Source organism: Azospirillum sp. B510 (genome assembly GCF_000010725.1).
GTDB lineage: Bacteria > Pseudomonadota > Alphaproteobacteria > Azospirillales > Azospirillaceae > Azospirillum > Azospirillum lipoferum_B.
This window is the reverse complement of the sequence record NC_013854.1, coordinates 2,826,526-2,838,700: the sequence shown is the minus strand read 5'-3', so window position 1 is coordinate 2,838,700 and position 12,175 is coordinate 2,826,526. Positions and strand designations below refer to the sequence as shown.

The following is a 12,175-nucleotide window of genomic DNA, read 5'->3' as shown; positions in this document are numbered from 1 at the left end:
GAGTTCCTAGGGAGCTTTACTCCATGGCCACCACCAATTCTGTCGGCAAGATCACGCAGGTCACGGGCGCCGTCGTGGACGTGCAGTTCGACGGCGACCTGCCGGCGATCCTGAACGCGCTGCACACCCAGAACGACGGCAAGACCCTCGTTCTGGAAGTGGCGCAGCACCTGGGCGAGAGCACGGTCCGCACCATCGCCATGGACAGCACCGACGGTCTGGTGCGTGGCGCCGAAGTCTCGGATACCGGCGCCCCGATCGCCGTGCCGGTCGGCCCGGAGACACTGGGCCGCATCATCAACGTCATCGGCGAGCCGATCGACGAGCGCGGCGCGGTCAACGCCGCCCGCTCGCTGCCGATCCACCGCCAGGCCCCGGACTTCGTCGACCAGTCGACGGACGCCGAAGTGCTGATCACCGGCATCAAGGTCATCGACCTGCTGGCCCCCTACGCCAAGGGCGGCAAGATCGGCCTGTTCGGCGGCGCCGGCGTCGGCAAGACCGTGACGATCATGGAGCTGATCAACAACGTCGCCAAGGCGCACGGCGGCGTGTCGGTGTTCGCCGGCGTGGGCGAGCGTACCCGCGAGGGCAACGACCTCTATCACGAGATGATCGAGTCGGGCGTCATCAAGCTCGACGGCCCGGGCTCCAAGGTGGCCCTGGTGTACGGCCAGATGAACGAGCCGCCGGGCGCCCGCGCCCGCGTCGCGCTGAGCGGCCTGACGCTGGCGGAATATTTCCGCGACGAGGAAGGCCAGGACGTGCTGTTCTTCGTCGACAACATCTTCCGCTTCACCCAGGCCGGTTCGGAAGTGTCGGCCCTGCTGGGCCGCATCCCGTCGGCGGTGGGTTACCAGCCGACGCTGGGCACCGACATGGGCGCGCTCCAGGAGCGCATCACCTCGACCAAGAAGGGCTCGATCACCTCGGTGCAGGCCATCTACGTGCCCGCCGACGATCTGACCGACCCGGCCCCGGCCGCCTCCTTCGCCCACCTCGACGCCACCACGGTGCTGTCGCGCTCGATCGCCGAAATGGCCATCTTCCCGGCCGTCGACCCGCTCGACTCGACCAGCCGCATCCTCGACCCGCGCGTCGTCGGTGACGAGCATTACTCGGTCGCCCGTTCGGTCCAGAAGGTTCTGCAGACCTACAAGTCGCTGCAGGACATCATCGCCATCCTGGGCATGGACGAGCTGTCGGAAGAGGACAAGCTGGTCGTCGCCCGCGCCCGCAAGATCCAGCGCTTCCTGTCGCAGCCCTTCCACGTCGCCGAGGTGTTCACCGGCACGCCGGGCGTGCTGGTCCCGCTGGAGGAGACCATCAAGGGCTTCAAGGGCATCGTGAACGGCGACTATGATCACCTGCCGGAGGCCGCCTTCTACATGGTCGGCACCATCGACGAGGCGATCGCCAAGGCCAAGAAGCTGGCCGCCGCCTGATCCCCACCGGGGATCGCGGCCTTCCGGCCCGGCCGCAAGCGCGCCCGAGAGGGCGCGCGGAACGGTCGGACGGAAATCGACATCAGCACACCCCCTCCCTCCGTCAGCGGGGGAGGGGGTTCCTATGAAGAGGCACCAGGAAACCCATGGCCGATAAAGTCGAATTCGAGCTGGTCTCGCCGGAAAAGCTGCTGAAGTCGCAGCCCGTGGACATGGTCGTGGTGCCGGGTTCGGAAGGCGATTTCGGCGTGCTCGCCGGCCATTCGCCGATGATCTCGACCGTGCGTCCGGGTGTCATCGACGTCTATGAGGGCGACCGCGTGGTCGACCGCGTCTTCGTCGCCGGCGGCTTCGCCGAGGTCACCGAGGCCCGCTGCACCGTTCTGGCCGAGGAAGCGGTGGCGCTGACCGACCTGGACCGCGCCGCGGTCGAGAAGCAAGTCAAGGATCTGTCCGAGGATCTGGACGACAGCAAGTCGGACGCCGAGCGCGCCGCCGCCGAGTCCAAGCTGGCGGTCGCGCGCGCCAAGCTGGACGCGCTGAGCCAGACCGCCGCTCATTGAGCGCGGGCGCCGGCGCGGCCCCCGGCCGACTGCCGGAACCCAGGCGGACGGCATATATCCCTTCGGTCAAACGGGCGGCTTGGGCATCCAGGCCGCCCGTTTGCGTTGCGACTTGGTTGCATCGCGGCGAAGAGCGACTACATTCGAAGGCCTGGGTCGTGAACCCCACCGTACCCGACGGCACCGGTGGGGACAGGACCGGCGGGACCCCTTTCCCGATCAATTGAGACGGCCGCCGACGGGGCGGCCCAAGAAGAGGCGTTGGAACGGATCATGGCGCGTGCGCATTGGCGGATCGACGAGCTTCCCTGGGATCGTTTTGATGCCGGCCGGGTCGATCCCGACCTGATACCCCTGATCAAGGCGGCGGCTCTGGTGGAGTTCAACGCCGACGATTACACCGCCTACCTGTGCAACATCTTCAAGGACGATCCGGAGTTCCAGGAGGTCGCCCATGGCTGGGCGGTCGAGGAGGTCCAGCATGGCGAGGCGCTGGGGCGCTGGGCCGAGCTGGTCGATCCGACCTTCGATTTCCGGGCGGCGGTGGAGCGCTTCCGCGCCGGCTACCGGGTGCCGATCGATCTGGACGCCTCGGTCCGCGGCTCGCGCACCGGCGAGATGATCGCCCGCTGCATGGTGGAGACCGGCACCAGCTCCTATTACGCCGCGATCGGCGATTCGACCGAGGAGCCGGTGCTGAAGGAAATCTGCCGCAACATCGCCGCCGACGAACTGCGCCACTACAAGATTTTCTACACCTACACCAAGAAATATCTGGAGCGTGAGGGGCTGAGCAAGGTCCAGCGCCTGAAGGTGGCGCTGTCGCGGATCGGCGAGTCGGAGGATGACGAGCTGGCCTATGCCTATTACGCCGCCAATGCCCCGGCCGACGCCGTCTACGAGCACAAGCTCTACAACGCCGCCTACAAGCGCCGGGCCTTCGGTCGCTATCGCCGCAAGCATGTCGACCGCGCCATCGCCATGGTGTTCAAGGCCTGCGGCCTGAAGCCGCACAGCCGGCTTTGCCAGATGGCGTCGAGCGGGGCATGGTGGTTCCTGGACCGCCAGGCCCGCAAGCTCGCGGCGCAGGCGGTCTGACGCCCTTCAGAACGCTGGCGGCGCCACCGCCTTTTGGGGTAGCCATGGCGTCGCCAACCAACCAAAGAGGGTTTCGGAGACATGAAGCTCTATTACAAGCAGGGCGCCTGCTCGCTGGCGCCGCACATCGTGCTGCGCGAGGCCGGTCTGGAGTTCGAGCTGGTCAAGGTCGATCTCGTCACCAAGACCCTGGCCGACGGCAGCGACTTCCGCGCGGTGAACCCGAAGGGGCAGGTGCCGACCCTGGCGCTTGATGAGGGCGGTATCCTGACCGAGGGGGCGGTGATCGTCCAGTATGTCGCCGACAAGGCGCCGGGCAGCGGGCTTGTTCCGGCAGCGGGAAGCATGGAGCGCTACCGCATGCAGGAGCTGCTGAACTTCATCGCCACGGAGCTGCACAAGGGCGTCGTCCCGCTGTTCCCGATGCTGAAGGATGTCGTGTCGGAGACCTACAAGGGCTTCGCCGCCAAGGTTTTCGGGGGCAAGCTGTCGGTGCTCAACCAGCAGCTGGAGGGCAAGCCCTACCTGACCGGCGATGTCTTCACCGTCGCCGACGCCTATGCCTACACGGTGCTGAGCTGGCTGCCGCGCATCGGCTTCGATCTGTCGCCCTTCCCTGATCTGGTGGCCTTCGCCGAGCGCGTCGCCGCCCGTCCGGCGGTTCAGGCGGCCCATGCCGTGGAGGCCCAGGGCTGAACAAGCCTGCCGGTTCCGATGAAAAGAAGGCCCCGTCCCTTGCGAGACGGGGCCTTGTCGTTTTTAGACCGTCTTTTGCCCGCTTGTGCCGGGATCAGGCGGCGCTGGGCTTGCGCCGCATCGGCGTGTTGCCGCCGGGGGTGCCGGCGGCACGCGGCGCCGGCTTGCCGCCGCCATTGCCGTGCGATACGGCATGCGGGGCCGGACGGCGGTCATGGCGGTTCTGGTCGCCGCGGGCGGCGTCGGGGCGCTGTCCACCGGCCGGCTTGCCGGCCTTCTGCGGGGCCTTGGCGGCGGTCTGCGCCGGCTTCGTCTGGGCGGGAGCGGGCTTGGGAGCGGCCGCCTTCGGGGCGGCGTTTCCGGCGGCGTTTCCGGGGCGGCCCTGCTGCTGGTTGCGGTTGTTCTGGTTGCGGTTGCTGCCCGGCGCCTTGGGACGGGGCGGCGGCTTGGACGAGGCGTGGATTTGCGCCACGTCGGCCGCGTGATAGGGGTGGCTGGCGTCGGCCGGGATCGGCTGGCGGATCGTCTTCTCGATGTCCTTCAGATAGCCAACCTCTTCATGGTCGCAGAAGGACACGGCGCTGCCGTCGGTGCCGGCCCGCGCGGTGCGGCCGATGCGGTGGACGTAGCTTTCCGGCTCGTTCGGCAGGTCGAAATTGATCACGTGGCTGATGCCGTCGATGTCGATGCCGCGCGCGGCGATGTCGGTCGCCACCAGCGCCCGCAGCTCGCCGTTGCGGAAGCTCTCCAGCGCGCGGACGCGGGCCGACTGCGACTTGTCGCCATGGATGGCGTCGGCGGTGATGCCGGCCTTCTTCAGATGGTCGGCGATGCGGTCGGCGCCATGCTTGGTGCGGGCGAAGACGATGGTGCGGGCCATCGCCTCGTCTTCGAGCAGATCGGCCAGCAGGCGGCGCTTGTCGCCGCGCTCGACGAACAGGACGCGCTGGTTGATGCGCTCCACCGTGGTCGACTGCGGCGTCACCTCGATGCGTTCGGCGTCGGTCAGGATGCTGTTGGCGAGATCCACCACCGCGTCGGGCATGGTGGCGGAGAACAGCAGGGTCTGCCGCTCCTTCGGCAGCACCGCCACCACCTTGCGCACGTCGCGGATGAAGCCCATGTCGAGCATGCGGTCGGCCTCGTCGAGGACGAACACCTCGATGGCGCCGAGGTTGACGTGGTTCTGCGCCATCAGGTCGAGCAGGCGGCCGGGGGTGGCGATCAGCACCTCGACGCCGCGGGCGATGGCGGCGACCTGCGGGCTTTGGCCGACGCCGCCATGGATGACGGTGCGGCGGATCGGCAGATGGCGGCCGTAGGTGGTGAAGCTGTCGCCGATCTGCAATGCCAGCTCGCGCGTCGGCGTCAGGATCAGCACGCGGGGCGACTTGGCGGCGACGCGCTTCTTGTTCTGGAACAGCCGTTGCAGGATCGGCAGGGTGAAGGCGGCGGTCTTGCCGGTGCCGGTCTGGGCGAGGCCGAGCACGTCGCGGCCGGCCAGCAGAAGCGGGATGGCGCCGGCCTGGATCGGCGTGGCCGTGGAGTAGCCCTCTTCCGCGACGGCGCGCAGCAGAGGCTCGATCAGGCCGAGGCCGGAAAATTCGGTCATGGAAGTGATGGTCCTGGTCACCAGAATGGGGGCCGCGCCAGGAGGGAGCGGCCGGGCTTGCGCGCTCCGCGGCGGGTTGGCGCGGAGCCGTCGGGCGGCGGGCGATCAGGTGCCTGCGCAGGCTTGCGCGGCGCCGGGCGCCGTCCGACCCCGGACAGATAGGGCCGGTGGCTTGATTTGGCAAGCAAACTCGGTGCGCGGCAGGGGTGCGCCGCCCGATTCGCATTGACGGAGCGGATGCCGGGCGGGAAAGAAGGGGGCGCGAGCCGCCGCCGTGGGGTCGCGGCATATGGCCGCGCCCCGGTGCCGTTCGCCGGAGCTTACGGCTTCCTGATGACGCCGCAGGCGAAGCGGTCGCCGGAGTTGCCGGCCGGCTGGCTCAGATAATCGTCGGGCTGGGCATGGATGATGATCGCCGTGCCGCCCGGCTTGAACAGGCCATCGGCGCCGTCGGTCAGGGTCACCATGTGGGTGATCGCCTCGAACCCGGCCTTGCCGGCCTCGTTGGCCCAGATGTTGGGAAGCTCGCCATAATGCATGTGCGCCGCCTCCAGCCCGTGCTGGGAGCCCTGGGCGCCGAAATGGCCGCCGGCCGCCTTGAAATCGGGGGTGCAGGCGCCGTTCTCATGGATGTGGATGCCGTGCCAGCCCGGCGGCAGCCCGTCCAGCTGACCATGCACCAGGATGCCGTGCGGGAATTTGGTGAAGGTGATCGTGCCCAGCGGCTTGCCCTGCGCATCGGCGATGGCGGCCTGGGCTGCGGGTGCCGGGGCTGGCGCCGGGGTGGGGGGCGACTGCTGGGCCATGGCGGGAGCGCTTGCCAGGCAGAGGCCGGCGACCAGAAGGGGGAGCGTACGGGGCATCTCGGTTCAGTCCTCCGTCATGGCCGGCGCATGGTCCGCCGGCGGTTGGGTCGCGACTTCGCGCCGCCGCGAAACCGCTCTGGGATTGCGAACGATTTTCAGTATGATGGGGGCATCGGCAAGCAAAGACCAGGGTTGGGGTTATGACATCGCGTCTGGAAGCGTTGTGCATGGAGAAGGGCCTGAAGATGACCGGCCAGCGCCGCGTCATTTCCCAGGTGTTGTCGGAGGCGGATGACCATCCCGACGTGGAGGAGGTGCATCGCCGGGCCGTGCGGATCGACCCGCGCATCTCGATCGCCACCGTCTACCGCACCATGCGGCTGCTGGAGGACGCGCAGGTGATCGAGCGCGTTGATCTGGGCGACGGGCGCGCGCGCTACGAGGAGGCGACCGCCGATCACCATCATCACCTGATCGACACCCGCACCGGCCGGATCATCGAATTCGCCAGCCCGGAGCTGGAGGCGATGAAGGAGCGGATCGCCCGCGAGCTCGGCTACAAGATCGTCGGCCACCGGCTGGAGATCTACGGCGTGCCGTTGGATGATGCCGGTGACGACATCCGGGACAAGGAGGAGCGTGCATGACCGATCCCCGGTTCCCGGAGGCGGACCAACCGGTCGGCGAGGCCATCGCCTGCCGCGACGCGGTGCGGCGCTGCTATTCCGGCCTGTGCCGCTGTGGCCAGCCCGAGCGCTATGCGCTGGAGGCGGCGGTCACCGTCTACCGCTACCACCATCCGGAAATCCCGCCGGCCCAGGCCGAGACCATCGTCAGCCATTGGGTGGCGGGGCCGGTTCGGCACTGAAGGGCTGCGGGGTGTGGTCCGAAGGATGATTTATGAAAATAATCCTTGATATGTTCCGCATAAAATCCTAAAACCAATCCTGTCAAGGCGATAGGTCCGTCCCCCGGACCCAGCGCCCGACAGCAGCAGGGTCTCCCCCTCGCTTCGGTCCGGAAAGGGCCGGCCGGACATTTCCAAGTCCGGCCGGCCCTTTTCGTTTTCGCGCTCCGCCCGCGGCCGGCCGTGCGTCATGCACGCGCTCCCGACAACCGGGTGGCGGACCGACCCCGCCCGCCGGCTTCCGGCGGACTCCGCAGGAACGCGAAAGGAAGAATTCCCCATGTCGACCAGCATCGCCCAGGCTTTCGTCAAGCAGTTCGAGCGCGAGGTCCACGAGGCCTATCAGCGCATGGGCTCCAAACTGCGCAACACGGTGCGCAGCAAGAACAATGTTCAGGGCGCCTCCACCGTCTTCCAGAAGGTGGGCAAGGGTGCCGCCTCCACCAAGTCGCGCCACGGCGCGGTTCCGGTGATGAACCTGGACCACACGCCGGTGGAATGCGCGCTGTACGACTTCTATGCCGGCGACTGGGTCGACCGGCTGGACGAGCTGAAGACCAACATCGACGAGCGCCAGATCATCGCCAATGCCGGCGCCTACGCGCTGGGCCGCAAGACCGACGAGCTGCTGATCGCCGAGCTGGACAAGTCCGTCAGCTATGCCGGCGCCGCCACCGACGGACTGACCAAGGCCAAGATCCTGACCGCCTTCGAGATGATGGGCGAGGCCGACGTGCCGGACGATGGCCAGCGCTATGCCGTCGTCGGCTGGAAGCAGTGGAGCCAGCTGCTGGGCATCGAGGAGTTCGCCAGATCCGACTATGTCGGCACCGACGAGCTGCCCTGGCGCGGCACCCAGGCCAAGCGCTGGCTCGGCACGCTGTGGCTGCCGCATTCCGGCCTGACGCTGAACGGTGGCGTCCGGCTCTGCCACTGGTATCACAAGACCGCGGTTGGCCATGCGGCCGGCGCCGATGTGAAGACCGACATCACGTGGCACGGCGACCGCGCGGCCCACTTCGTCAACAACATGATGAGCCAGGGCGCGGCACTGATCGACACCAGCGGCGTCGTGACCCTGCGCTGCCTGGAGAGCTGAGCGGGCGCGCGACGCCGTTGCTCGCCACCCAATCCTCCTTGTGCCTCCCCCTCACCCCGACCCTCTCCCCGGGGGGAGAGGGGGTACCCCCACAAAATCCGGAGTTCCCCGTCCATGGCCTATGCGTCCAAGGATTTGAGCGTGCTCGCCTACGCGAACGGCTTCACGCTCTGGCATTACACCACAGCCGATGCGGCGGCCGATGTCGACACCGCCGGCTATTTCAACGGTGCCGCCGACCTGCTGCGGGTGGGCGACATGCTGCTGGCGAACTGCGCGGTCGGCGGCGCCACGCCGCAGGCCGGCATGCTGGTGGTCGCCGCCAGCGCCGGCGGGGCGGTCGATGTCGCCAACCTGACGCCGTTCGGCGGCGCCAACAGCGACTGATCCGGCCCCCCGCATCGGAGATTCATTCCATGGCCCTGACCGCCATCGGCCTGTGCGGCCGGGCGCTGATCAAGCTCGGCGCCACCGCCATCGCCTCCTTCGACGACGGATCGGCCGAGGCGGAGGTGGCCGCCGCCCTCTATGGGCCGACGCGCGACGCCCTGCTGTCGGCCAGCGCCTGGAGCTTCGCCAGCGTCCAGGCGACACTGCCGCGGCTGGCCGAGCCGCCGGTCGCCGACTACGCCTTCGCCTTCCAGCTTCCCGCCGATTTGCTGCGGGCGCTGGGGGCGGGCGGCAACGGGCGGGGACGGGGGCTGCCCTACCGCATCGACGGCCGCAGGCTGCTTTGCGATGCCGGCGCCGTCACCCTGTCCTACATCGGCCGTCCGGCGGAGGAGGCGTTCCCCGCCTTCTTCGATCAGGCGCTGATCGCCCGGCTCGCCGCCGAATTCTGCCTGCCGCTGACGGAAAGCTCGACGCGGGCGGAGTTCCTGGCCCAGCTCGCCGAAAGCGAGTTCCGCCGCGCCCGCCAGATCGACGCCCAGCAGGACAGCCAGCCCGGCTTCGAGGACTTCACCCTGATCGACGCGAGAGCATGAAGGGGAGGGCGTGATGGGGCGGCTGCATCAGGTCAAGACCAACTTCACCGCCGGCGAAGTGTCGCGCCGTCTGCTCGGGCGCGGCGATCTCAAGGCCTACGACAACGGCGCGCTGGCCCTGCGCAACCTGTTCATAGATCCGACCGGCGGGGTGACGCGGCGCTCCGGCCTCGCCTTCACCGCGCTGGCCCCCGGCGACGGCCGGCTGGTGGCGTTCGAGCGCAACAGCGAGCAGACCTATCTGCTGGTCTTCACCGACCGCCGGATCGACGTGTTCCAAGGCGGGAGCCGGCTGGCCTCGGTCGCCGCACCCTGGACGTTGACGCAACTGGCGCAGATCACCTGGACGCAGAGCGCCGATACGCTGCTGGTCTGCCATCCCGACCTGCCGCCGCGCAAGCTGACGCGCGGCGACGACGGGGGATGGGCGCTGGCGGAGTGGGCCTTCGCGGTCGAGGGAGGGCTGGTGCGCACGCCCTTCCACCGCTTCGGCGATCCGGCGGTGACGGTGACGCCGTCCGGCACGGGCGGGGCGATCACCGTCACCGCGTCGGCTCCGGTGTTCGATCCGCGCCAGGACGGCACCCGCCTCCGCATCAGGGGCAAGCAACTGCTGGTCACCGGCGTGGTGTCGGCCACCCAGGTCAACGCCACGGTGAAGGAGACGCTGGCCGACACCCAGCCGACCCCCCAATGGGAGGAGCAGGCCTTCTCCGCCTTGCGCGGCTGGCCGGTGTCGGCGGCCTTCCACCAGGACCGGCTGGTGATCGGCGGGTCGCGCGACCTGCCCAACCGGCTGTGGCTGTCGCGTTCGGCCCAGATCTGGAACTTCGACCTGGGCGAGGGGCTGGACGATCAGGCCATCGAGTTCGGCATCCTGTCCGATCAGGTGAACGCGGTGCGCGCCGTCTTCTCCGGCCGGCATCTCCAGGTCTTCACCTCGGGCGCCGAATATATGGTGACCGGCGACCCGCTGACCCCACAGAGCATGCAGGTCAAGCGGCAGACGCGGATCGGCTCGCCGATGGACCGCGCCATCCCGCCGCGCGACGTGGAGGGGGCGACGCTGTTCGTGCCGCGCAACCGGCGCGAAATCCGCGAATTCCTCTTCACCGACACCGAGGCCGCCTATCAGGCCAACGATCTGGCCCTGCTGGCCCGCCATCTGGTGGCGAGCCCGCGCGACCAGGATTACGACCAGAACCGCCGGCTGCTGTTCGTGGCGATGGAGGACGGCACGCTGGGGGCGCTCACCGCCTACCGGGCGGAGGATGTCACCGCCTGGACCCTGCTGGAGACCGACGGGGCGGTGCGCTCCGTCGCCGCGGTGGGGGACGAGGTCTATGCGCTGGTGGAGCGGCGCGGCTTCTGGACCATCGAGCGCTTCGACGACGGGCTGAACCTCGACGCCGCCATCACCGCCGAACGGGTCGACGCGACCGCCGTCTGGGGCGGGTTGGCGCATCTGGAGGGGCGGAGCGTCGCCATCGTCGCCGACGGGGTGGTCCGCCCGCCCGCCACCGTGCAGGCCGGCAGCGTCACGCTCGACCCGCCGGCGCGCAAAGTCGAGATCGGGCTACCCTACAGCCACCGGATCGAGCCGCTGCCGCCCAACCTGCTGGGGCAGGCGACCGGCGCCGACCTTGTCCGGCTGGTCGCCGTCACCTTCCGGCTGGAGGAGACGGCGGCGCTGCGCGTCGATCTGGGGCGCGGGTTGCAGGAACTTCCGCTTCACCGGCTGGGACCGCAACCGCCCGGCGGGGTGCCGCCGCGTGTGTCCGGCGACCGCCGGCTGCGGGCGCTCGGCTGGCGTCATGACACCGACCTGCCGCTGTGGCGGATCGAGCAGGACGCGCCGCTGCCTTTCACGCTGCTGTCCGTAACCATGGAATTGAAGGTGAACGACTGATGGGTGGTATCACTCCCCTCGTGAGCACGGCGCTGCCGCTGGCGAACTCCGTCATCGGCACCGTGCGCAACGCCAATGCCGGCCAGTCCGGCGCCGCGGCGCAACAGGCCGCCGCCCAACAGGCCGCCGCCCAGCAGGCGGCGCAACAGGCGGCGGCCGAACTGGAGTACAAGCGCCAGCGGGACGCGGAGCAGGTGGCCGCGCAACAGAGCGCCGCCCAGCAGGCCGCCGAGCGGGCGGCGGCCGAACTGGAGTACAGGCGTCAGCAGGATGCGGCGCAGGTGGCCGCGCAACAGACGGCCGCCCAGCAGGCCGCCGAGCGGGCGGCGGCCGAGCTGGAATACAGGCGCCAGCAGGACGCGGCCCAGGCCGCCGCGCAGCAGGCGGCGCTGGAGCAGAAGTACCGTGAAGAGGCGACCGCGGCCGAACGAAACGCCCAGGCCGCCGCCGCCGCCCGCCAGCAGCAGGCCCAGCTGGAGGCCGAGGCGCAGGCCCGCCAATGGGCGCATGACGCCGAGTTGCGTCAACGCGAGCAGGAGCTTCAGCGTCAGAGGGACGAGGCCGCCGCTGCCGCCGCGGCGGCGGCGCGGGCCAGGGAGATGGATGATTTCCGCTCCGCCCAGGAGCAGACGCTGGCCCAGCTGCGCGCCAGCCAGGACGAGGCCGTCCGCGCCAGGGAGAGCGACGCCCAGACGCAGCTCGCCCAGTTGACCGCCGCCGCCGATGCCGCCGAGCAGCGCCGGCTGGCCGCTCTGCGCCAGGCGGTCGGCAAGACCCGCGCCGGGTTGGGGGCGCGTGGGGTCACGGCGCAGGACGGTTCCGGCGAGGCGATCCTGCTGGGGCTGACCAATTCCAGCGAGAGCGAACGCAAGGACGCGCAGGCGACCGACCAGCTGAAGCGCGCCGCGATCCAGCAAGGGCTGGACGAGGCCAGGCGCCGCAACCTGCTGGAGTTGTCGCAACTCGCCGACCGCCAGCGGCTGGAATATATGAGTAAATTCTTTTGAAGAATGGCTCCCCCGCCCGATCCGCCTGAAGCCGTCAGCACGGACGG

13 protein-coding genes are annotated in these 12,175 nt (G+C 69.3%); 11 read left to right on the top strand and 2 right to left on the bottom strand.

What is annotated here, in order from left to right; genetic code table 11:
* Positions 1-23 precede the first annotated feature (23 nt).
* The 4 genes from atpD to gstA all read left to right on the top strand — a co-directional run bounded on the left by atpD (position 24) and on the right by gstA (position 3,802).
* A complete protein-coding gene (gene atpD / locus AZL_RS13265; RefSeq protein WP_012975054.1) occupies positions 24-1,445 on the top strand; it encodes a F0F1 ATP synthase subunit beta in 1,422 nt (473 codons plus the stop codon).
* A 146-nt stretch (positions 1,446-1,591) separates the two neighbouring features.
* On the top strand, positions 1,592-2,008 hold the full coding sequence (locus AZL_RS13260; protein WP_012975053.1) for a F0F1 ATP synthase subunit epsilon: 417 nt from the start codon (positions 1,592-1,594) through the stop codon (positions 2,006-2,008).
* 273 nt (positions 2,009-2,281) lie between these two features.
* Positions 2,282-3,106 carry an acyl-ACP desaturase gene (locus tag AZL_RS13255; RefSeq protein WP_012975052.1) on the top strand — a complete coding sequence of 275 codons (825 nt, stop codon included), beginning with the start codon at positions 2,282-2,284 and terminating at the stop codon, positions 3,104-3,106.
* Between the two features lie 81 nt (positions 3,107-3,187).
* Positions 3,188-3,802 carry a glutathione transferase GstA gene (gstA, locus tag AZL_RS13250; protein WP_012975051.1) on the top strand — a complete coding sequence of 205 codons (615 nt, stop codon included), beginning with the start codon at positions 3,188-3,190 and terminating at the stop codon, positions 3,800-3,802.
* A gap of 94 nt (positions 3,803-3,896) precedes the next feature.
* Here the strand turns inward: gstA and AZL_RS13245 are convergent, their stop codons facing one another.
* Both AZL_RS13245 and AZL_RS13240 read right to left on the bottom strand, forming a co-directional pair.
* The gene (locus AZL_RS13245; protein ID WP_042443134.1) at positions 3,897-5,414 is read right to left on the bottom strand and encodes a DEAD/DEAH box helicase; all 1,518 of its coding nucleotides are present in this window, start codon (positions 5,412-5,414) and stop codon (positions 3,897-3,899) included.
* A 320-nt stretch (positions 5,415-5,734) separates the two neighbouring features.
* A complete protein-coding gene (locus AZL_RS13240) occupies positions 5,735-6,277 on the bottom strand; it encodes a superoxide dismutase family protein (protein ID WP_012975049.1) in 543 nt (180 codons plus the stop codon).
* A 143-nt stretch (positions 6,278-6,420) separates the two neighbouring features.
* Between AZL_RS13240 and AZL_RS13235 the strand changes: the two genes are divergently transcribed.
* From AZL_RS13235 to AZL_RS33410, 7 genes are all read left to right on the top strand, one after another.
* Positions 6,421-6,867, top strand: a complete 447-nt coding sequence (locus tag AZL_RS13235; RefSeq protein ID WP_012975048.1) for a Fur family transcriptional regulator — start codon at positions 6,421-6,423, stop codon at positions 6,865-6,867.
* Positions 6,864-7,088 carry a hypothetical protein gene (locus AZL_RS13230; protein WP_042443132.1) on the top strand — a complete coding sequence of 75 codons (225 nt, stop codon included), beginning with the start codon at positions 6,864-6,866 and terminating at the stop codon, positions 7,086-7,088. Before AZL_RS13235 ends, AZL_RS13230 begins: the two co-directional genes overlap by 4 nt.
* Before the next feature lie 319 nt (positions 7,089-7,407).
* Complete coding sequence (locus AZL_RS13225) at positions 7,408-8,226, top strand: phage capsid protein (RefSeq protein WP_012975047.1); 819 nt, start codon at positions 7,408-7,410, stop codon at positions 8,224-8,226.
* Positions 8,227-8,340: 114 nt separating this feature from the next.
* On the top strand, positions 8,341-8,613 hold the full coding sequence (locus AZL_RS13220; protein ID WP_012975046.1) for a hypothetical protein: 273 nt from the start codon (positions 8,341-8,343) through the stop codon (positions 8,611-8,613).
* 29 nt (positions 8,614-8,642) lie between these two features.
* A complete protein-coding gene (locus AZL_RS13215; protein ID WP_012975045.1) occupies positions 8,643-9,212 on the top strand; it encodes a hypothetical protein in 570 nt (189 codons plus the stop codon).
* 13 nt (positions 9,213-9,225) lie between these two features.
* Positions 9,226-11,121, top strand: coding sequence for a hypothetical protein (locus AZL_RS13210; protein ID WP_042443130.1), 1,896 nt, complete (start codon positions 9,226-9,228; stop codon positions 11,119-11,121).
* A complete protein-coding gene (locus AZL_RS33410; protein ID WP_052293668.1) occupies positions 11,121-12,128 on the top strand; it encodes a hypothetical protein in 1,008 nt (335 codons plus the stop codon). The genes AZL_RS13210 and AZL_RS33410 overlap by 1 nt, the downstream gene beginning before the upstream one ends.
* Positions 12,129-12,175: the final 47 nt, after the last annotated feature.

Bases quoted from the DNA above. Each gene is read 5' to 3' on its own strand.
- AZL_RS33410 (WP_052293668.1), top strand. From the start codon at position 11,121: ATGGGTGGTATCACTCCCCTCGTGAGCACGGCGCTGCCGCTGGCGAAC.
- AZL_RS13235 (WP_012975048.1), top strand. From the start codon at position 6,421: ATGACATCGCGTCTGGAAGCGTTGTGCATGGAGAAGGGCCTGAAGATG.
- AZL_RS13230 (WP_042443132.1), top strand. From the start codon at position 6,864: ATGACCGATCCCCGGTTCCCGGAGGCGGACCAACCGGTCGGCGAGGCC.
- AZL_RS13220 (WP_012975046.1), top strand. From the start codon at position 8,341: ATGGCCTATGCGTCCAAGGATTTGAGCGTGCTCGCCTACGCGAACGGC.
- AZL_RS13255 (WP_012975052.1), top strand. From the start codon at position 2,282: ATGGCGCGTGCGCATTGGCGGATCGACGAGCTTCCCTGGGATCGTTTT.
- AZL_RS13210 (WP_042443130.1), top strand. From the start codon at position 9,226: ATGGGGCGGCTGCATCAGGTCAAGACCAACTTCACCGCCGGCGAAGTG.
- atpD (WP_012975054.1), top strand. From the start codon at position 24: ATGGCCACCACCAATTCTGTCGGCAAGATCACGCAGGTCACGGGCGCC.
- AZL_RS13260 (WP_012975053.1), top strand. From the start codon at position 1,592: ATGGCCGATAAAGTCGAATTCGAGCTGGTCTCGCCGGAAAAGCTGCTG.
- AZL_RS13215 (WP_012975045.1), top strand. From the start codon at position 8,643: ATGGCCCTGACCGCCATCGGCCTGTGCGGCCGGGCGCTGATCAAGCTC.
- gstA (WP_012975051.1), top strand. From the start codon at position 3,188: ATGAAGCTCTATTACAAGCAGGGCGCCTGCTCGCTGGCGCCGCACATC.
- AZL_RS13240 (WP_012975049.1), bottom strand. From the start codon at position 6,277: ATGCCCCGTACGCTCCCCCTTCTGGTCGCCGGCCTCTGCCTGGCAAGC.
- AZL_RS13225 (WP_012975047.1), top strand. From the start codon at position 7,408: ATGTCGACCAGCATCGCCCAGGCTTTCGTCAAGCAGTTCGAGCGCGAG.
- AZL_RS13245 (WP_042443134.1), bottom strand. From the start codon at position 5,414: ATGACCGAATTTTCCGGCCTCGGCCTGATCGAGCCTCTGCTGCGCGCC.